14 protein-coding genes are annotated in these 19,736 nt (G+C 65.1%); 7 read left to right on the forward strand and 7 right to left on the reverse strand.

What is annotated here, in order from left to right; genetic code table 11:
- Nucleotide 1: 1 nt before the first annotated feature.
- On the reverse strand, nt 2-889 hold the full coding sequence (locus D577_RS0101275) for an XrtA-associated tyrosine autokinase (RefSeq protein ID WP_018945791.1): 888 nt from the start codon (nt 887-889) through the stop codon (nt 2-4).
- A 103-nt stretch (nt 890-992) separates the two neighbouring features.
- Entirely contained in the window at nt 993-2,543 is a 1,551-nt protein-coding gene (locus D577_RS0101280; protein ID WP_018945792.1) for an XrtA system polysaccharide chain length determinant, read from the reverse strand.
- 414 nt (nt 2,544-2,957) lie between these two features.
- Here D577_RS0101280 and D577_RS0101285 point away from each other — a divergent pair, with 414 nt between their 5' ends.
- From D577_RS0101285 to D577_RS0101315, 7 genes are all read left to right on the forward strand, one after another.
- A complete protein-coding gene (locus tag D577_RS0101285; RefSeq protein WP_018945793.1) occupies nt 2,958-3,548 on the forward strand; it encodes a PilZ domain-containing protein in 591 nt (196 codons plus the stop codon).
- A 128-nt stretch (nt 3,549-3,676) separates the two neighbouring features.
- Nucleotides 3,677-4,360 carry a GNAT family N-acyltransferase gene (locus D577_RS13515; RefSeq protein WP_018945794.1) on the forward strand — a complete coding sequence of 228 codons (684 nt, stop codon included), beginning with the start codon at nt 3,677-3,679 and terminating at the stop codon, nt 4,358-4,360.
- A gap of 13 nt (nt 4,361-4,373) precedes the next feature.
- On the forward strand, nt 4,374-5,153 hold the full coding sequence (locus D577_RS0101295; protein ID WP_018945795.1) for a PEP-CTERM/exosortase system-associated acyltransferase: 780 nt from the start codon (nt 4,374-4,376) through the stop codon (nt 5,151-5,153).
- On the forward strand, nt 5,153-6,055 hold the full coding sequence (locus tag D577_RS0101300; protein ID WP_018945796.1) for a ThiF family adenylyltransferase: 903 nt from the start codon (nt 5,153-5,155) through the stop codon (nt 6,053-6,055). The genes D577_RS0101295 and D577_RS0101300 overlap by 1 nt, the downstream gene beginning before the upstream one ends.
- A 40-nt stretch (nt 6,056-6,095) precedes the next feature.
- The gene (locus D577_RS0101305) at nt 6,096-6,872 is read left to right on the forward strand and encodes an outer membrane lipoprotein-sorting protein (protein WP_244263427.1); all 777 of its coding nucleotides are present in this window, start codon (nt 6,096-6,098) and stop codon (nt 6,870-6,872) included.
- 37 nt (nt 6,873-6,909) lie between these two features.
- Complete coding sequence (locus D577_RS0101310; RefSeq protein WP_371180220.1) at nt 6,910-8,319, forward strand: hypothetical protein; 1,410 nt, start codon at nt 6,910-6,912, stop codon at nt 8,317-8,319.
- Nucleotides 8,319-10,580, forward strand: a complete 2,262-nt coding sequence (locus tag D577_RS0101315; RefSeq protein ID WP_018945799.1) for an RND family transporter — start codon at nt 8,319-8,321, stop codon at nt 10,578-10,580. Before D577_RS0101310 ends, D577_RS0101315 begins: the two co-directional genes overlap by 1 nt.
- A gap of 104 nt (nt 10,581-10,684) precedes the next feature.
- On the opposite strand, the gene D577_RS0101320 is transcribed toward D577_RS0101315, so the two are convergent.
- The 5 genes from D577_RS0101320 to D577_RS0101340 all read right to left on the reverse strand — a co-directional run bounded on the left by D577_RS0101320 (nt 10,685) and on the right by D577_RS0101340 (nt 19,478).
- Nucleotides 10,685-11,656 carry a PEP-CTERM sorting domain-containing protein gene (locus tag D577_RS0101320; protein WP_018945800.1) on the reverse strand — a complete coding sequence of 324 codons (972 nt, stop codon included), beginning with the start codon at nt 11,654-11,656 and terminating at the stop codon, nt 10,685-10,687.
- A gap of 191 nt (nt 11,657-11,847) precedes the next feature.
- Entirely contained in the window at nt 11,848-14,652 is a 2,805-nt protein-coding gene (prsT, locus tag D577_RS0101325; RefSeq protein WP_018945801.1) for an XrtA/PEP-CTERM system TPR-repeat protein PrsT, read from the reverse strand.
- The gene (gene prsR, locus D577_RS0101330) at nt 14,649-15,995 is read right to left on the reverse strand and encodes a PEP-CTERM-box response regulator transcription factor (protein ID WP_026288843.1); all 1,347 of its coding nucleotides are present in this window, start codon (nt 15,993-15,995) and stop codon (nt 14,649-14,651) included. Before prsR ends, prsT begins: the two co-directional genes overlap by 4 nt.
- A 5-nt stretch (nt 15,996-16,000) precedes the next feature.
- Nucleotides 16,001-18,085, reverse strand: a complete 2,085-nt coding sequence (gene prsK, locus D577_RS0101335) for an XrtA/PEP-CTERM system histidine kinase PrsK (RefSeq protein WP_018945803.1) — start codon at nt 18,083-18,085, stop codon at nt 16,001-16,003.
- 10 nt (nt 18,086-18,095) lie between these two features.
- Complete coding sequence (locus tag D577_RS0101340; RefSeq protein WP_018945804.1) at nt 18,096-19,478, reverse strand: TIGR03013 family XrtA/PEP-CTERM system glycosyltransferase; 1,383 nt, start codon at nt 19,476-19,478, stop codon at nt 18,096-18,098.
- Between the last annotated feature and the right edge of the window lie 258 nt (nt 19,479-19,736).

Genomic DNA, 19,736 nt, shown 5'->3' on the forward strand with positions numbered 1-19,736 from the left:
CTCAGGCCCCGGCACGGGCTTGTACCTCGTGTTCACGTCCATGGTAGTAGCTCCCGCCATAGTAGTAGCCCAGTCCCGGCAGGGCGGGGGCCCGATTGAGAGCGGAAAGGACAACATCACACGACTGGAGTTGCTCCATGGCCTGCTCGACCGAAGCGGCGGGCGTGCGGTCGGCATCCACGACCATGATCACCTGGCCCATGTGACTCGCCAGTACACCGGGTTCGCTGGTCGCCAGCAGCGGCGGGGAGTCGAACAGGATGACGCGATCGTCATAACGCTCGTGAAGGTCATTGATGAGCCGCATCATCACGTCGCTCGCGAGGATTTCGGTGGAGCGGCCGTGCGGGCGCCCGGCGGGCAGGATCGTGAGGTTTTCCAGGTTCGTGCGCAGCAGGACATCCGGGAGGTCGATCCCGGGGTCCGTCAGGACGTCCATCAGGCCGCGGTCCGCCTCGAAGCCCATGGTGATCGGAATCGCGGGCCGGGCTACATCGGCGTCCACCAGCAGGACCGTACGGTCGAGCTCCTGCGCAATGCTCAACGCGAGATTGGTGGCCGTGAACGTCTTGCCTTCCCGGGGCAGGGCGCTGGTGACCATGATCAGCCGCCCCCTGGGGATCTGCATCGCGGAATGTCGGCCGAAGGCATTGTTGAGCAGCGGCCGCTTCATGATCCGGAATTCCTCGGCGATCGAGGAACGCTCCTCCCCCGGAATGACGATGCCCTGCTTGCGCAGCCAGGCAAAATCGATGTGCACCTGTTTCGAACGCGATGGCTCCGGTGCGGGGGCCGCCACCCCGAAGGGGGCGCTGCGCTCGTCGCCGGACCCCGTACCCTGGCGAGGACGGGTTCGGCTCTTGTCGAGGGCCTTTTCGATAATACTCATGAGGCGCATCCTTCGGTTGGGTACGAGTCTGGCTGGCGCGCGGCCTTTACCCCCGCGCCGCCGGGCCGCGGTGGCTCGGTCACTGCGTTCGGGGTCGGAGCGGTCATGGCAGGAAACCGGTCACGTTATCCAGCAGACTGGCCGTGTCCGTCAGATAGAGGGTCATCACGATCGCGAACGCCAGCAGCAGACTGCCGACCCCCAGTGCGAAGAAGAACAGCTCCGAATAACGGCGTCGCCTGTGCACCGCGGTGCGCACGCGCGATATCGAGCCCAGCACGGGGCGGCCGGTGACTTCCGCGAGCTGACGGGTGTCGCTGATCGTGCGCCGCACTTGCGAGAGCAGGAACGCGAACCCGCTGCCCGCCCCCAGCCCCAGGAGCAGGATTCCGGCCGCCAGCAACGGTCGGTCCGGAAAGGCCGCCTGGTCCGGACGCCGCGGGGGTTCGAGGACACGGAAATCGACGGCGTCGGTCTGCATTTCCACCTCGCCCGACATCACCGCCTGTTCACGGCGATTCTGCAGCTGGCGGAAGGAATCGCGCATGACGTTGTAGTTGCGGGTCAGGGAGGTCAGCTCGGACTCCACTGCGGGGGCACGATGGACATCCCCCTCAAGGCGCTCGACGCGATCCTCGAAATCCTCGATCCGGGTCCGCAGGGACGCGAGCTCGCTCCGGGCCTCGGTAATCGCTACCTGCAGGGGATCATTGCCCCAACCGCCGCCGGACTCCGGTAGCGCTTGCGGGTTCTGCGCATAGGCCTCGGCCTCACGCTCACGCCGTTGCTCGAGTTCTTCCAGCATGCGGCGCGCGGAACGGACATCCGGATGTTCGTCCGTATAGCGCTGGCGCATGGCATCGAGGTTGTCCTGCAGGTCGCTGATGCGCCGCTCCAGCTCCGGGTTCTGATAACGGGCCTGGCCGCCGGCGCCAGCCTCTGCCGCGCGGCGCTGCAGGGCTTGCAGGCGGCTTTGCGCCTCGCGCTCCTGCAAGCGCGCTTGCCGCAGCTGCTCGCGCGCCTGCTCCATCCGGCTGTAAAAGTTGCCGTCCCCGCTGAGGAAACGCGCATTGTCGCGCTTGAACTCCTCGATTTCCGCCTCTTTTTCCTGCAACTGCTGTTCGTAGTTTTCGAGCTGACGTTCGATGAACTGTTGCGAGGTCGACAGATCGAGGCGCGAATCGCCCATGCCGCGTTCCATGAACAGGTTGACCGTCTGCCGGACCACCCGATGGGCCACATCGGGGTCGTGATGACGGAAACCGACCTGGTAGATGTTGTCCCGCTGCCCGCCCTCGAGGGTGATTTCCTCGCGCAACATGGCGACCTGGTCATCCAGGCTGGAGTTGCCTTCCACCACGTCGAGATCGCTGTTCCGCGCGATCTGTTCGAGATTGTCGCGACTGAGGAGCGTGTGGGTGATCATCCGGAGCCGCTGTTCGGTGTCCGGCCTTACGGTCATGCCGCGCAGTAACGGGTCGAGCACCGACTGGGTGTTTACATAGACCCGCGCGTCCGCCTCGTAGATGTCCGGCAGGTTGTGAATATATGCCCAGCCGCCCAGGCAGATGATCCAGGCAACCGGAAGGATCCACCATCGGCGGTTCCAGGTGGCGCGCGCGTGATGAAGGAATTCGTAGATTATCTTTTCCATAGAATCCGGCTTGTGGCCATACCCCCCAAAGGTGGCTAAAAGACGACCCATGGCTGAGCGGGAGTGGTATCCCGTTCTTTACCCGGCGGTATCGTTTGCGGCTGGTTTTTGATTGTCAATGTCACCATTGAAGATGGTTTCTGGGGCTTTGTCCACATTTGTCGGAAATGTTTACACAAAGGGCTTCTCGGGCGTTATTCGGTTCCGTGGACGTCAAATACTTTTACAGCGGAAGTGTTTCAGGGAAGTGGTGACCGTGTTGTTTTTGTTTACATGAGCGGCTTTATTCCAGCGGTCAGCCGGAGACACGCAGTCTTCTGTTTCTTGTTATCAGGGTGTTATGTGGTCTGGTCCGTTTTTTGCTGAGTCTTCGCAGACAGGGCCATGTGCCCCGGCATTGAGCGGAGACACCGCATGAACCATGAAGACCTCGCCCGTGAGCTGGCCGATTTCTGGCTGCCAACCCTGCAGGAACGTGACTGGGAAGGGCGGCGCGAGGTCGTGAACGAGGTTCGCGCCGAGCTCTGTGAGTATTTGCCCACGGGCGAGGAATACGAGTCAGTCTCCGCGAGTTTTGTTGCGGCGGTCATTGACGCGCTGGGTGCTCCCCCGGTCATCCGGTCGGCGCAAGCCTCCATCTATTGCTTCTCTTCCGACCAGGACCATTGGGGGGCGGCGTTTGCCTGGCAATACGTCCAGGGCGAGGAAACCGAGGATCTGTCGAAATTCATGGAGACCGTCTGCAAGGACCGCAGGCGCTGGCCTCGCTACCTGATCGACATGATCACCCGGATATGGGTCCGGGGCGAGGCTCTGCGTTGCCGTCTGGTCGACCTGTCGCGGGGTGGTGCGCGCATTGCCGCGCCGACGGGCTACCGGGCGCTTCCCGGGCCGGGCACCCCGATCCGCGTTGCGGTACCCAACGGCAACGTGCGTGAGGCGGTGGTTGTGTTTGCCGGCCAGGGGAGGGCGGGCCTGCAGTTTTCCCGATCCGAATATTTGTGAACCCACCAGACAAGCAGGGCCGGGGCAGTTCCGGACAACACCCGTGGGGCTGCTTGCAAACATCATGTCTGATTGAGGTCCGGTCTGCACCGGATATTCGACGATCAGGCGGGGAGTCAGTGAATACCATGCATCCAGAAGCACCAATTCGGGTCTATCTGGCACGTTCGGAGTCGCTGCGCCGCGTGCATTTCGGCCTGCGTTACCGAATTTACTGTGTAGAAAACGGCTATGAACCGCCAAGTCGGTATCGGGACGGTCTGGAGCGCGACGCCCTCGATCAGCGCTCGGAACACTTCGTCGTGCGTGTCGGCTCGTTTCACGGTCGCGGGCGGTGGGTGGGAACCATGCGCCTGATCCTCCCGGATGGACCGCATGATCCGGGCAAGGTGCCACCCCTGGAGATCTCGCGGCTGATCGCCTGTGATGCGCAGCATCTCGAATCGTCGAGGGTGCTTTACCATCTGTCCCAGGCGGCTCAGGCCTACGCCGTCGAACATGGATATCCGCATCTCCAGTTTCTGATCCGGCCGGCGCTGGCCCGCTTGCTGTGCCGGTTCGGACTGCCACTGGAACAGTGCGGGGAGGCACGCGATCATCGTGGCCTGCGGATCCCGTACCGGGTGGACGCGGCGGCCGCCGCGGACCGGCTCAGGAACTGGCGCCAGCGCTATGGTCTCCCTGCAGTCACTACCGGTGCACACTACATTCCCATGTACTGGCCCCTGGAGACTCACCCCCCTGACGTACAGGACGTACAGGACGTTCAGGGCGCCAGCGGGATGGACTGCCCGCAACTGCAAGATAGCTGAAGGGGGCTCCGGCGTGGACCAGGATCCGCTGACCACTGCGTTTCACCGGGACTTCGACCTGTTCGAGCCCCTTGATGCCGCTGCTCTGAGAGCGGTCTTTCGCCTGCGCTACGAGGTCTACTGCCGCGAATTCCACTTTGAACGCGAGGAGGACTGCCCGGAGGAACAGGAAATCGACGAGTATGATGCGGACTCCTGGCACTGCGTCCTGCAACACCGTTCCAGCGGGACCGCTGCCGGGTGTGTGCGCATTGTCCCCGCCAGTGGCAGAGGTTCCCACACCGAGCTCCCGATGGAGAAATACTGTCGGGGCAGTTTCCTGGATGTTCCCGAGCGTCCGGATCGTCTGGATCGCGGCCTGGTCTGTGAGGTCTCGCGCCTGGCTGTACACGGCCGGTTCCGACGCCGTCGTGGGGAGGCGGCAACCCCGCGGGGGGACGTGCGCACCCGACAGATCGCGGCGGAGCAGTACCGCTCTTTCCCCATGCTTGCGCTCGGGCTTTTCATGGGCGCCACCGCGATGGCGACGCTGCACGGCAAGGAGCATGCCTTTGCCATGATGGAACCGTCCCTGGCGCGCATCCTGCGACGCACCGGGCTGCCCATGGCACAAGTGGGCAGGCTGCAGGAATACCATGGCCGGCGGGCTGCCTTTTACATTCACCGCGAGACGGCCAGCGAAGGCATCGAACGCTCGGAATTTCTGCGAGACCTGTATCACCACGCCTATGACATCTTCACCGGGAACATGGAGCCTCCGGCGGATCGGGTGTCGCGGGTCCGGGCTGCCTGATGTCCGGGTTCGATTACAACGTCGCCTTCGTTCGCACGATCGGCTGGGTGACCCGGACCGAACTGGAGCGCCTGCGCAACGCCCGGATCGCCATCGCGGGGCTGGGGGGCGTGGGCGGCAGCCATCTGCTGACCCTCGCCCGGCTGGGTGTCGGGCATTTCCACATCGCCGACTTCGACCACTTCGAGTTGCACAACATGAACCGCCAGGCCGGGGCGAGCATGTCGCGAATGGGCTGGCCCAAAGTGGACGCGTTGCGGGACCTGGCGCTGGACATCAATCCGCAACTGGAGATCCGCAGCTTTCCGGAAGGTGTCCATACCGGCAACCTGGATGCGTTCCTTCAGGGGATCGACGTCTATGTCGACGGACTCGATTTCTTCGCCTTCCAGATTCGCCGCGAAGTCTTCGCCGCCTGTGATCGCATGGGCATCCCTGCCGTGACCGTGGCACCGCTCGGCTTCGGAGCTGCGCTGCTTAATTTTCGTCCCGGGGGCATGAGCTTTGATCGTTATTTCGATCTGCGCGATGACCTGTCCGACACCGAGCTGTCGATACGCTTCATGGTGGGTCTGGCGCCGGCGATGCTGCACACGGGCTACCTGGTCGACCCCGACGCGGTGGACTTCGAGGCCCGGCGCGGGCCCTCGACGCCGATGGCGTGCGAGCTGTGTGCCGGGGTCATGGGGACCGAAGTCCTGAAAACCCTGCTGGGCCGCGGTAGAAGCACCTGGGTCCCGCGCGGGGTGCACTATGATGCCTATCGTCAGCGCCTGGCACGGACCTGGCGACCGGGTGGCAACCGCAATCCGGTCCAGCGACTGCTGATTCATTTCGCGCGCCGCCGGCTCGCTCGACTGCAGCGACGGCGCGCGACCGCTTCACCTTCGGGAACGGGGTAACCGCATGCAACGAATGAAAACGAACCTCATGGCCCTTGGCATGCTGGCCGTCGGACCGGTACTCGCCCCGGTGGCCGCGGCCGACGACGCGGGCCGCGAACTGGCAGAGGCCGTCCACGAGCGGCCCGAAGGCAACGACGTCGTGACCCGGGGAACCATGACCCTGACCGGGGAGGGCCGCCGCGAGCGCGTGCGCGAGAGCTATGAATACCGCCTGGATGGCGATGAGCCCGGCGAGAGCTGGAACCTCATTCGCTTCACCTCGCCCGGGAACATCGCCGATACCGCCCTGCTGATTCACAACCACCCCGGTGGCGATGTGGACCAGTGGCTGTACCTGCCCGCAACGCAGCGTGAGCGCCGGGTCTCCGGCGAGAACCGGGGCGGGAGTTTCGTTCAGTCCGAGTTGTATTTCGAGGATCTCGAAGACCGCGAGCCGCACAAGGATGATCATCGGATCCTGGGTCAGGACACGTTCCAGGAAGTCGAGGTCACGATCCTGGAAAGCGTGCCGGTCGATCCCGGCAACTCGACCTACAGCAAGCGCGTGAGCTGGATACACGAAGAGACCCTGATCCCGCTGCGCATTGACCTGTACGAGGGCGGGGAAGAGCCGTCCAAACGCATGGAGGTTCAGGAAATGGAAGAAATCCAGGGCTACTGGACGGTCATGCGCAGCAGCATGACCGATCTCGACAGCGGCCGCATCACGATCCTCGGAGTTCAGGATGTGGTCTACGACAATGACCTGCCGCGTGACCTGTTCACCACGCGTGGTCTGGCGGATCCGCAGCGTGCGCGCCCCTATCGGCCCTGAACGGGCGCGGCCGCGCCGGCATCCGGGCCGGGCGGGGCTGTTCCTTGCCGTGCTGGGGGTCGTCGTGCCGCCAACGGCCGTCGGCGAGACGGCCGCGACGGAGGGTATGACGGAGAATCCGCCGGAAGAGGCCCCCGTCCGCTTTACCTTCGGAGTTCAGGGGGAGGCCGGAGACGCTGAAAGCGAGGCACCCGAACCGGACTCGCCCTGGCGGACACGGGTGGATGATGCGAACGTGGAGGCGGGGATCCTCGCGACCTCCGATCGTCCCGTGGATTTCACCCAGCATGGCCGTGCCGTGGTCTCCGCCGCCCGCCCTCTGGGGGAGGCCTGGGAACTGCGTCTGGGTGCGCGCGTCGATGCGCAGCTGCAGCAAGGCGGTGACTATCCGGGGGTCTCGCGGCTGAGGGCCGACTACGACGAGACCTACCTGCGTTATCGCGGGGACCGGACACGCTTCACGTTCGGGGCGCAGCAGATCCTCTGGGGGCGCGTCGACGAGATCCCGCCGACCGACCGCCTGAGCACGAAGGATCTGACTCGCTTCGGTCTGGATGACTATGCGGATCGGCGGCGCGCCAGCCCGGCGATCCGCGCGGAGTTTTTCCAGGGCGCCTGGCATGCGGATCTGGTGTTTCTCCCGCTGTTTCGCGAGGCCGAACTGCCGCACCGGGACAGCCTGTGGCACCCGGTGGATCGCAATCGCGGCGAACTGCTGGGCCTCCCGGCACAACCGGAGCTGGCCCCCTTCATTCGCCAGGCCGATGTCGACGATGATCTCTCCGGCAACGGGGGCGGGGGTATCCGTCTGGCGCGTGCCGGGCGCGGTGCCGATTTCGCCGTCACCCTGCAGCGGGCGCGTCACTCGGAACCCTATTATCGGTTTGACGAAGCAACACGCCAGGCGATCCTCGCCGGCATGCCTCCGCCGGAAGAGGCGACCCTGGAGGCCATCCATCCGCGAACCTGGGTCGCCGGGGGAGATATCGCCTTTGCCGCGGGGGCGTGGACCTGGCGCGCGGAGGCGGCCTGGCTGAGCGATGTTCCCGTGACTCGCGCGGACGATCTGCGCCAGGAAACGACCGAAGGCTTCGACTGGGTGATCGGTGTCGAGGGGTTCCCCGGCGATGGCGATTTCCGCATGACCACTCAGCTGACCGGGCAGCACCTGATGGGCGCCGGCGACGTGCTCGATGACACGGAGAGCTATTTCCTGACCGGCGAGTTCGAACTGCCGTTCGCGGGTCACGCGTGGAACGCGCGGCTGCGGTACTCGCTGGGACTGAACCGGCGCGACGTCTACCTGCATCCGGAACTGGCATGGACCGCCCGCGAGCCCATGGAGTTCTTCATCGGCGCTCACTGGCTGGACGGCGCGGACGGAACCGCCGGTGACTTCTATCGCGACAACCGGATGCTGGTCATTGGCTGGCGGGGCCAGTTCTGATGCACTGGATGCTGCGGCATCCGTCCCTGGCACTGGTTCTCCTGACCCTCCTGGTCGTCCTGCCCGGGCCCGTCCTGCTGCAGGTCGATTTCAACAACGCCCCCGAGATCTATTTCCCCGAGGACGCACCGGCCGTGGTCTTCGACCGCGAGCTGCGCGAGCATTTTCCCCAGGACCAGGTGATTGTCGCCCTGTTTTCCGGAGAGGGCGTCTACCAGACCGAATTCCTGCAACGCATCGGGGCGCTCTCGCAGGCGCTGGCAGCCGCCCCGGCGGTCGAGCGGGTGCTGTCGGTCACCACCCTGGACCACATCCGTGCGACGCCAGCCGGCTTTTCGGTCGAGCCACTGATCGATCCGCGGGAACTGGACAGCCGTACGCCGGAGGCCTGGCGGACGCGAGCGCTGGAGGACCGCTTCGCACCCGGGCTGGTGGTGGCCGACTCGGGCGAGGCGATCGCGCTGGTGGTCCGTCCGCACGCCCTCGACAACAGCCTCCAGCGGCTCCAGCTGGAACAGTTGCTGCGGGCGGGGATCGCGGAACACGGGCTCGCGGACGACCTGTCCGCGGTCGCCGGCCATATCGCCCTGGACGTGGCTCAGCTGCGCGCGATGCTGACCGACCTGGCGCTGCTGGTGCCGGGCACCATGACAATCGGACTTTTGCTGCTGTGGTGGCTGTTCCGGCGCTGGCTGGTGGTGGGAGTCGCGGCCGCCACCATCAGCGCCGTTACCGGTCCCGCCATCGCACTGCTGATCCTGCTCGAGCGGCCGTTCACGCTGATCTCCGCGATTCTGCCACCGCTGCTGACGGCCCTGACCGTGGCCATGCTGATGCACTTCTTCAATGCCCAGCTGCATGCGGCGCAGCGGGGTTATCTCGGGCGCGATCGCGTGGTGGCGGCCCTGCAGGCGGTGGCGCGCCCGATTCTTTTCATGGCGTTGACCACCGCGGCGGGTCTGGCTTCGCTGAACGTGAGCAGTATCCGGCCGATTGGCGGCTTCGGGCTGGTCGGGGCATTCGGTGTATTGCTGGCGGCGGCCATTGTTCTGTGGCTGTTGCCAGCTCTGATGGCCCGCTGGGACCGGGGCCCGTGGCATGCGCCCCGGCGGAGCCTGCGCCTGCTGGACCGCGTCACCGGCTTCGCGGCCCATCTGGCCATCCGCCGCGCCGGCTGGGTGGTGGCCATCGCCGCAGTGCTGATCGCGATCGCGCTGCCGCAGATCCGGCATGTCGAGGTCGAGACCGATCTGTATGCCTTCTTTGACGATCACCACCCCATCACTCAGTCGACCCGGCAGGTCGAGGAGGAGCTTTCCGGCGTGATGGCCCTTGAGGTGGTGTTCCAGGGGCCGGAATGGGACAGCCTGCAGGCCCCGGACCGCCTGCAGGCCATCCATTCGGTACAGGAATGGCTGGATGCCCGGCCGGAGGTGGATTACAGCATGTCGCTCCCGGACCTGGTCGCGGAGATGCACTGGGCCTTCAACGAAGAGGATCCGGCCTTCCGGACGATCCCGGACAGCAGCGACCTGGTGGCGCAGTATCTGTTTATCTACGACGGTCGCGACCTGTACGACGTGGTCGACCGGGATTTCGGGCGCAGTCGGCTGCTGGTCAACCTGAATGCTCACGGGGCCCGCGAGATCAATGCGCTGATGGATGATCTGCGCGACCGCCTGGAGGCGCACCCCCCGGCGGACATGCAGTGGGATCTTGCGGGGATGGCACGGCTGTTCGCCGATCAGGAACGCCTGCTGATTCAGGGGCAGCTCCACAGCCTGTACGCCGTGGCCGGCATGCTCGCGCTGCTGATGCTGGTGATGTGGCGCTCGGTCCCGCTGGCCGCCGTGAGCATGCTCCCGAACCTTGCTCCACTGGCCTTGATCTTTGCGGTGATGGGGTTTCTCGGCATCTGGCTGGACATGGCTACGGCGATGATCGCCAGTGTCGCGATCGGTATCGCCGTGGACGACACCATTCATCTGTTGTACGGCTATCGCCAGCGCCGTCTGGCCGGCAGTTCGGTCGCCTGGGCCCTGGCCCGTACGTTCCGCCGCACGGGCCGCGCGATTACGGCCACCACCATCGTGCTGGTCGGGCAGTTCCTGTTGCTGGCCCTGTCCGACTTTCAGCCGACCGCCGCCTTCGGTTTGCTCACGGCCTTCGGGCTGGTCGCCGCGCTGATCTTCGACCTGCTGGTGCTGCCCGCACTGCTGGTCCTGGGCCACCGTCTGAGGAACCGCCCGGTTCTCTCCTGACTGGCGGCGCGTAGACCCCTGTAACCGGCACAAAAAAAGACCCCGTCCGGAGACGGGGCCGAAAAGGGGCCTTTCCTTGAGGGGGGGGGCAAGGAAGGCCCGGGCTACACCTGCGGGACTTGCGCCCGCAGGTTGTTGTCGTTCGTCTGCCGGCGGCCACGGATGGCGATGAAGCCCAGGAACAGCAGACCGGTGCCCAGCAGGATCAGCATGCCCGGCTCCGGCACTTCGTAGCGTACGGTGCTGTTCAGCTGGGTCTGGCGAACCAGAGCGCCGCTCTCCAGCTCCACCAGCTGGTCAGCCGTCGGGATGGGCGGATCCACGTTGGTGTCAAGGCGCCAGCTGATGGGGATGCCGGCACCGCCCTCTTCGCTCGCAATGTCGTAGAAGCTCTCGCCGGATTCGTGATCGATGAAGAAGTTCCGGACGAACTCGTTGTCGGCCCATTCGTCGTCGAAACTCACCTTGCCCATGATGTCGAGATTGGCGGCCTGGATCACGGAGCCCTCGACGTCCATGCGCATCACCTTGGTCCGGTCACCGGAGGCGCCGTCTTCAAAGTAGGTGTCGAAAAAGCCATCGGTGTAGCGAATGCTCAGGTCGCCGTTGTCCGTCTCGTAGACCTCCCCCTGGATCTCGTAATCGAAGGTGAGTCCCCAGCCGGTGTCGTCGTAGAACCATTCGTCGGAGGAGAAGCCGTTATTGGCCTGCGTGCCACCGACTCCGCTCACGAAGTTGAGATTCACGACATTCTTGTCGGCGACATCGTCCGGATATTTCAGCGATACCGATGATTCACCGTCGATTGCCGTGAAGTTGCCCTCCGAGAATCCGAAACCATCCATGCTGCTTTCGAGATTGGTGTCCACGAACTGGGTACCCGCGGTATTCGGGTCGCCCAGGTAGAAGGACGAGGCCAGCGTGTTACTGGTTCCGAGTGTGTCGATCTCGCCGGTCTGCGTGCTGCTGTTGCCACTGAAGTCCTGATCAACATCAATGACAAAGGATCCGGCGAGGGCAGGCGATGTCATCGCCATGCCCAGTGCTGTTGTCAAAAGGAGATTCTTGTAGTTCATCGTCATTTCCTTTGAAAGGTCTGAATGGGTACCGCAAGGATACTTATGCAGACCTCGTGCCAAAGGATGAATAGTTGCAGAAAAGGGCCGAATTACAGTAAGTTAAAAGAACCTTTCTCCGGTGGTCCAGGTGCACCGGGCGGGGTTTCCGGGCCCGGTGTAAACCTTCTGTACGGGCCTGCCGGATCCCCTCAGCGGGCCAGCTGATCGTGAAGCGCCCGCGCCTCGTTGCGCTCAGGGAAATCGCCTCCTTCCTGCAGGATGGCTTCCAGCAGGGTGCGTGCGCCCGTGGAATCGCCGGCCCGGTCGCGTGCCCGCGCCAGGTTGTAGCCGATGTCCGGGGTGGAAGCGGCATCGTCGAAGGCGGTCTCCAGCACTTCGCGGGCCTCGCCGGGCTGATCGCCGTAAAGCAGTACAACACCCAGGGTGTCGAGGACCACGGAATGGTCGGGCGCCAGGTCCCGTGCCCGGCGGGCGTGATCCAGCGCCTGCTCGTTGTCGCGTTCCCGCAGCAGCCAGGCAAGGTTGTTGAGCGCGATCACGTCGTCCTCGTGCCGGGCGAGCAGGACCCGGTAGGTGCTGATGGCGCTCTCCTCCTCGCCCAGCTCCACCAGGGTCGACCCGAGCAGGTGGCGTGCGCCCGGGTCCTCGGGATAGCGCTGTAACCATTCCTCCAGTTCGCTCAGCGCCTGTTCGGTCTGCCCGGCTGCCATGCGTACCTGATGACGTTCGGCCAGCCATTCCCGTCGTGGCTGCTGCTCGATCGCCGCAGAATAGGATTTTGCAGCGGCCTCGTGGTCACCGGCGCGGGCCTCGAACCAGGCCCGCTGAGCCTTCACGGCCGGCAGGTCGGGCCCGGCCTCTTCCAGCGGGCCAAAGGCCTCCCGGGCCTCATCCACTTGCCCCATGAGGCTGAGCTGGCGCACCAGGGCCTGCCGTGCGTCCATGCGCTCGGGGTTCAGGGACAGGACCTCGCGTAGCGCGACCACGGATTCCTCCGGGGCGCCACTGGCGGCGAGAACGCGTGCCAGGCGGAACTGGAAGGTCGCGTTGTCGGGTCGCAGTGAAGTCAGCCGGCGCATTGGATCCACCGCTTCCTCCGGCGCTCCGCGGCGCTCCTGCACGTCGGCCATGGCGAACAGGGCCTCCGGTTCTTCGGGGTGGCGTTCCAGGGTTTGTGCCAGGGTCTCAACGGCAGCATCCGGGCGGTCCTGTGCGAGCTGAGCACGGGCCATAATGAGGCGCGGCTGCAGCTGATCGGGGGCCTGTTCGATGGCCGGTTCAAGCCACTCGGCCGCCTGTTCCGGGCGTCCATCGCTGAGGGCCATCCCCGCGAGGCGCATGGCTGACCCGGGATGGCCGGGTTGCCGGCGTTGCAATTCCTCGAACACCTCGGTGGCTGCATCGCGATGGCCCATCCGCAGCTCCAGCGAGCCCAGGTTCATGGCCAGACTGATGCTGTCGGGGACCTTCTGCAGGCCTTCCTGGAATGTCAGTCGGGCCTCCTCCACACGGTCCAGCCCCAGCAGGGCCGCACCCTTGACGTTGTAGCCCTGGGCCGCGTCCGGCGCGTCCGCGATCATCTCGCGCGTGAGTTCCAGCGCCCGAGAATAGCGGCCGGCCCCGAGATGGGTCATGGCTTCCGCCTCGGCCGTGTTCCCGGATTCGCCGGCCGTGCTCTCGCGGACGGCGGCGGCCTCGTCTTCCTCGCCGCGCTCGACAAGCACCTGTGCCAGCATGCGGCGCATGGTCGGCGTGGCGTGACCTTCTTCGATGGAGGTCCGCAGCAGGGCTTCGCCCTGCTCGGTGTGGCCGGTCTCCAGGTAAACTGCGGCCAGCAGGTTACCCAGCTCCGGCGTGAGTTCCGGGCGGCTCTCCAGGGCGTTCGCCAGCACTCGGCGTGCGTGATCGGTTTCATCGCGCTCCAGGTGGATCCGGGCCTGCAGCTGATAGGTCATGGAGGTGCTTTCACCCAGCGCGCGGTGGCGCTGGAGCTGGTGTTCCGCCTGGGTCAGGTTGCCGTTCTCCAGGTGAATGGCCGCCAGGTAGGGCATCGCCGCGCGGTAATTGCGGGCAGCGGAAAGGCTTTCTTCCAGATACGCCTGAGCCTGGTCGTATTCGTCCTGGTGGAAATGGATCATGCCCTGCAGAAAATGGCCGCCGGGATGCCCGGGTGCGCCGGTCCGCAGGACCTCGGCATCGGCCGCCGCCGCTTCCATGTTTTCCAGGTGGAAGTGCGCAAAACCTCTCTTGAGACGCTCGGTGATCTGGTCCGGACGCAGCTCCACGGAACGGTCATAGGCGGCGAGGGCAGCATCGACATCCCCCTCCACACGTTTCAGGTCTCCCTTCAGGCTCCATGCGGCACCCAGCTCTTCGTCGGCGTCGAGGGCGGCCCGCACTGCGGTGAAGGCTGCCTCGATATCACCGTCACGAAAGGCCTTCTCGGCCTCGGTCAGGTGCAGAATGGCCAGGCCGGGATCCAGCGAACGAGCCTGTTCGAGACGTTCGTGGCCGGACTCCGTATCTCCGGCTCGTACCAGGCCCAGGGCCTGATAGCTCAGGAATTCCGCTTTCTCCGTGTCGGTCAGATGCGCCGGAGGGTCCAGGTCCTCGATCTCCTCCAGCCGGTTCAGGTGAAAGAGGCTGCGGGCCAGCGGCAATACGAGATCGGGCTGCTCCTGCTGGTGCCACGCGCGCTCAAGATGGCTCACGGCGTTGTCGTGCTGGCCGTGATGGTGGTAGGCGAGGCCGAGACCGGCGCGGGTTGGGGCCCGGCTTTCCTCGCGCAGGGCATTGCGGTATTCGATGATCGCCGCAGCGTAATCACCCCGTTCCATGTACTGGTCGGCACGCTCGAGGTAGTCGGCCTCGCTGGCGCTGCCCAGTCCATCGCAGCCGGTGGCGGCCAGCAGGGCCAGTGTCAGAAGAGCGGTCGGGAACGCCGGGCGCGAGTGACGAAAACGCGCGGGGCGTTGCGGGTACGGATTCTTCATCGGGTTTCCCTCAAGCCAAGTTTGTCGAGCAGGCTGTAGACGGTCGGGCGGGTGACGCCCAGGAGGTCCGCGGCCTGGGCGATGTTCTGATTGCTGCGCGCCATGGCGCGCAGGATGGCTTCGCGTTCGGCGCTGTTGCGGACCTCGCGCAGTCGGGGAGAGGGCGCCTCTTCCGTCAGGTGATCCAGTCCAAGGTCGCGGGCGGTAAGCAGTGGCCCGTCGGCCATGATCACGGCGCGGCGGACCACGTTCTCCATCTCGCGCACATTGCCGGGCCAGTCGTAGGCTTCGATCGCATCCGTTGCGTCACGCGTGAAGCCGCGGTGGGGCTTCCTCTGTTCCCGTGCGAACTGTTTCAGCAGGGCGTGAGCAATCAGGCTGGCGTCGCCCTGGCGGTCTTTCAGGGGCGGGATCCGGATCTCGATTTCGCCGATCCGGTAGTAGAGGTCCTCGCGGAACGATCCGTCACGAATCAGATCCGCGAGGTTCTGGTTGGTGGCCCCGATGATGCGCACATTGACCGGGATTTCGGCGCGGCCGCCGAGGCGTTCCACCTTGCGTTCCTGCAGGAATCGCAGGAGCTTCGCCTGCAGGCTTTGCGGCAAGTCCCCGATCTCGTCAAGAAACAGGGTCCCGTTATTGGCGTGTTCGATCTTGCCGATGGTCTGGCGGGAGGCGCCGGTGAAGGCGCCCTTCTCGTAACCGAACAGTTCGCTTTCCAGCAGGTTCTCCGGAATCGCCGCGCAATTGATGGCGACAAAGCGCTCGTTCGCCCGGTCGCTCAGATCGTGCAGCGCGCGTGCCAGTACCTCCTTGCCGGTGCCACTGCTGCCCAGCAGCAGGACTGTCGCGTCGGATGGCGCCACGCGTTCCACCATGCGACAGACCTTGAGCATGTCGGGGTCCGAGGTAATCAATCCGGACAACGGGCTGTTCGAGTGGAGGGCCAGGGCGCGGTTCTCCGCCTCGAGCGCGTAGAGCCGTGCCGCACGATCCACGATCATGCGCAACAGATCGGACTCGACCGGCTTGATGTAGAAATCGTAGGCCCCGAGGGCCACGGCCTTGAGGGCATTGGACCGATCATCGTTGCCGGTCACCACGATCACCTTGGTTCCTGGTGCCTCGGCCAGGATTTCCTGCAATAGTTCCAGGCCCTCGGAGGCATTGGCCGAATCCGGGGGCAGGCCCAGATCCAGCGTGACCAGGCCGGGGGCATGGCGCCGGATTTCGGTCATCGCCGAAGATCGATCCTCCGCTTCCAGGATTTCGTAACCATCGAAACACCAGCGCAACTGATTGCGCAGGCCCTCGTCGTCTTCCACGATCAGTAATTTGGGCAGTGAGCTCACGCAACGCCTCCGGTTATCGGGATCTGGGTTTCGGGCGCCACGGCAGTCGGCAACGGGAGTCGCAATGTGAACTGCGTCCCCTCACCCCGCGCGCTCTGGACATCGATACGGCCACCCATGACGACAATGTGGTCACGGGCCTCGTACAGGCCTATGCCCATGCCGGCGTTCCCCTTGGTGGTCTGAAAAGGCCGGAACAGGCGGTGTTTGAGAAAATCCTGGTCCATTCCCTGACCGTTGTCGGTCACGGTCACCACGGCCCAGGGCTCCTGAGCATGCAGACCCAGCATTACGCTGCCGTCGTCCGGGGTCGCTTCCTGGGCATTGCGCACCAGGTGCATCAGCACATTGCGGAGCCCTTCGGGGTCGGCGGTCACCCGGACCGGTTCCGTGGTGGTCAGAAGAGGTTCCGGCTGCAGCTCCCGACTGGCAGTGATCACCTCCTGCAGGAGGGCCTGCAGATCTAGGGTCCGCGGCGCGACCGCCGGCCCGGGCTGGCCCTGTCGCAGCTGTTGCAGGGTGCGTTCGAGACGCTCGCGGGCACCGGCCACGGTGCGGAAGGCATCGCGCACGAATGCCGGGTTCTCCGCATGGCGGTCGGCGTTCGAGCAGACCAGGGACAGCTGTGCGGAGACGTTCTTGAGGTCATGGACCAGGTAGGCGGCCAGCCGATGGAAAGTCTCGAACTGACGCGCCTCCAGCAGCGCCTCGTCGGTTTGCACCAGGGCCACGTAAACCGCGAGCTGGCGGGCTGCCGTCTTGAGGAGGTCGCGCTCTTCCCAGTCGATCTTGCGGGGCGCACGCGGGCGTGCCAGCACTACAAACCCCTGCAGGTCTTCGCCCTTGAGAAGGGGCACGATCAGCCAGTGTCGGGGGGTCCGGAGCAACCATTCGGGTAACTCGAGAAGGTCGTACAACCCCGGATCGCGACGATACTCGTCCAGGCTGACAACCCAGCCGGTCCGCCGCAGGAATTCCGCCAGCGCGCTCTCGGGAGGCTCGGAGGGGTAGTCCGGCTCGCCCATGTTGAGCACTCCGTCCAGACGACAGGAGCCGTCCCGCTCGCGCGTCCACAGGAGCCCTCCCGGACTTTCCACCAGTTCGCCGATCGCCTGAATTGCGCGCTGCCGGAATGGCAGGTCGTCATCCTCGGCCGACAAGGTGCTGGTGAAACGCAGCCATTCCTCGCGATAGTCGAACGAATCATGAAAGAAATGCTTGGAGAGAAAGACCCGCAGACGAGCACGAAGACTGCCCGAGGTGAGGATGACTCCCAGGATAACCACCGCCCCGAACAGGAAGGTGACCTGCAGCAGCGCACCCAGGTCGCCCCCGACATGACGGAGGTAGTATCCGGCCGCACCCACCGCCAGCAAGTACAGCCCGGCCCCGGTAAGGGCCGCGGTGTGGAACAGAAGCTTGCGGGAGACGGTCGGCGCGTCGAGTCTTACCGGGCGCCGGGCCAGGGAGATCGCGATCAGAGGCACCACGATGGCGTTGACCAGTCCGCGCGCCTGCCAGGCGGGTCCGTCCACCGCCTGAAACAGCACCAGCTCGGCGAACAGGAACAGGTCAAAGGCGAACACCCCTCCCAGGCCCAGGGTCAGAAACTTGATCTCCCAGCGACGGTGAGGGGGGGTATTGCGATAGACCTGCTCCACCAGCACCAGGCCGAGGACCGCCATCGCCAGCACCGCGACCGCGGGCCAGGGACCAAGCAGCTCGACCGCCGGCCAGGTGAGCAAGAACAGCGCACCCAGCAGGAACACGAGGATGGCGAGGGTGACGGAGCGCAGGGCACCGAAGAGTCGGGCCGGCTGGTCATCACGCCCGCTGAGAAGCGCCAGCAGCAGCGCAAACCAGCCGGCATTGCGCAGGACCTCGAAGGCCCCGCCGCCGAGCGGGGTTACCCCCGAGCCCAGCGCGAGCAGACCCATGTAGGTCGCCCAGATCAGCGAGAGCCCGGCAGCCCCCGTAACCCAGAAACTGCCCGGACGCTCGCGCCATCGACCCAGTGCCAGGGCGATGAGTACGGCAAAGGCCAGGGCGGCGATGAAATAGCTGGCGGCGGCCAGATCCATGACCTGCAACCTAGCGCGCGCCGCGCCCGAACAGCACGACCTGGACTGTCTCGAACAGGATCAGTATGTCCAGGAAAAGGGTGTGGTTTTTTACGTAATAAAGGTCGTACTGCAGCTTTTGCCGGGCATCCTCGACCGAAGCACCGTAGGGATATCGCACCTGGGCCCAGCCGGTAATGCCGGGACGGATCGTATGGCGGGTCGGGAAGTAGGGGATCAGTTCGGTCAGTTCCTGCACGAACACCGGCCGTTCGGGGCGCGGTCCCACGAACGACATGCTGCCTTCAAAGACGTTGATGACCTGCGGCAGCTCGTCGATCCGCAACTTGCGGATCAGTCGCCCCACGCGGGTGACCCGGTCATCGTCCTGTACCGCCCAGCGGGCGACGCCGTCGACTTCGGCATCCTCGCGCATGCTGCGAAACTTGCAGACTTCGAATGGCTGGTTGCCCAGGCCGACCCGGGTCTGCCAGAAGAAAACCGGTCCACGACTCTCCAGCTTGATCGCGGCCGCGGTCACCAGCATCACCGGAAGTGTCACCAGCAGCAGCAGCGAGCTGGCCATGATGTCGAAAGTCCGTTTGACGGCATTGCGAGTCCTGCCCTGACGGAAACCTTCGCCAAAGACGAGCCAGCTGGCATTGAGCGAATCGAGCCGCACCCGTTGCTGCTCGCGTTCAAAGAACGTGGAAATGTCCGTAATGGCCACCCCTCGCAGCTTGCATTCCAGCAGCTGTTTCATCGGCAGGTTCGAGCGGCGATCGCGAATGGCAACGACCACCTCCTGAGCGCGATGCTGGCGGATCAGATCGATCAGGCTGGTCTCGCCGTCCAGAGTGAGGTGGCGCTCCGGGTCCTCGGGGCGGTCTTTCTCGCCGTCGGTCGCGATGTATCCGAGGATGCGGTACGGGAGTGCAGCCGCGTCGATCGACTCGATGGCGCGAGCGCGACTTCCGGTGCCGAGCACCAGGATCCGGCGCTTGAATGCGTCCACCGAAGAAACATTGCCCCACAGGCTGCGTTCCGCCGCCAGACCGCCCAGTAACACGAGCGCCGCGCCGGCTGCTGCAGCGGGCGAGAACAGGGCGCTGGGCGTTGTCAGGCCATACAGCGCGAGTACCCCGGCCACGACCAGCAGGGCAGGAACCAGGCGGGGCAGCGAACCGCGCACGCCATGGGTCGAAAGATAATCCGATTCGTAAAGCCCCGCGAGCATCAGTACCAGCAGCACCACGGCCGTGGCGCCTATCAATACGGGATCGAGCAGGCTGAGCCCCTCGGGCTCGAACGGGGGCAGCGTGAGCACCAGATACAGGCAGAGATACGCCATCAGGAGTTCTGCCGCGGCCAGCGCCAGAACCCGGCGAGGGATGTAATGACTGAAGATGCGCACAGCTAATACCTCCGCGCAAGCGCGCACGAACGAACGTGCCGGAGAAGGCGCGTTCCGCTGTTTCCGTACGCCCTCGAGTCGTTTGCGTTTCCTGGCGGGTGCGGTGAGAGCGGTGTGGCCGGACAGCAACGACCGGGCCGCAACGCTGTCACCGGGGCAGGCTGCCGGCGGCGGGCAAGGTGGTCGATTCTCACGTTCCCCTTTTCTCCCACTTGTTCCGCGGAGTCGTGCGGGGCGTGGAGGACAACCCCCAGCCCA

Source organism: Thioalkalivibrio sp. AKL17 (assembly GCF_000377885.1).
Lineage (GTDB): Bacteria > Pseudomonadota > Gammaproteobacteria > Ectothiorhodospirales > Ectothiorhodospiraceae > Thioalkalivibrio > Thioalkalivibrio halophilus.

Bases quoted from the DNA above. Each gene is read 5' to 3' on its own strand.
- prsK (WP_018945803.1), bottom strand. From the start codon at position 18,085: ATGGATCTGGCCGCCGCCAGCTATTTCATCGCCGCCCTGGCCTTTGCC.
- prsT (WP_018945801.1), bottom strand. From the start codon at position 14,652: ATGAAGAATCCGTACCCGCAACGCCCCGCGCGTTTTCGTCACTCGCGC.
- D577_RS0101275 (WP_018945791.1), bottom strand. From the start codon at position 889: ATGAGTATTATCGAAAAGGCCCTCGACAAGAGCCGAACCCGTCCTCGC.
- D577_RS0101315 (WP_018945799.1), top strand. From the start codon at position 8,319: ATGCACTGGATGCTGCGGCATCCGTCCCTGGCACTGGTTCTCCTGACC.
- D577_RS13515 (WP_018945794.1), top strand. From the start codon at position 3,677: ATGCATCCAGAAGCACCAATTCGGGTCTATCTGGCACGTTCGGAGTCG.
- D577_RS0101280 (WP_018945792.1), bottom strand. From the start codon at position 2,543: ATGGAAAAGATAATCTACGAATTCCTTCATCACGCGCGCGCCACCTGG.
- D577_RS0101320 (WP_018945800.1), bottom strand. From the start codon at position 11,656: ATGAACTACAAGAATCTCCTTTTGACAACAGCACTGGGCATGGCGATG.
- D577_RS0101305 (WP_244263427.1), top strand. From the start codon at position 6,096: ATGCTGGCCGTCGGACCGGTACTCGCCCCGGTGGCCGCGGCCGACGAC.
- D577_RS0101300 (WP_018945796.1), top strand. From the start codon at position 5,153: ATGTCCGGGTTCGATTACAACGTCGCCTTCGTTCGCACGATCGGCTGG.
- D577_RS0101285 (WP_018945793.1), top strand. From the start codon at position 2,958: ATGAACCATGAAGACCTCGCCCGTGAGCTGGCCGATTTCTGGCTGCCA.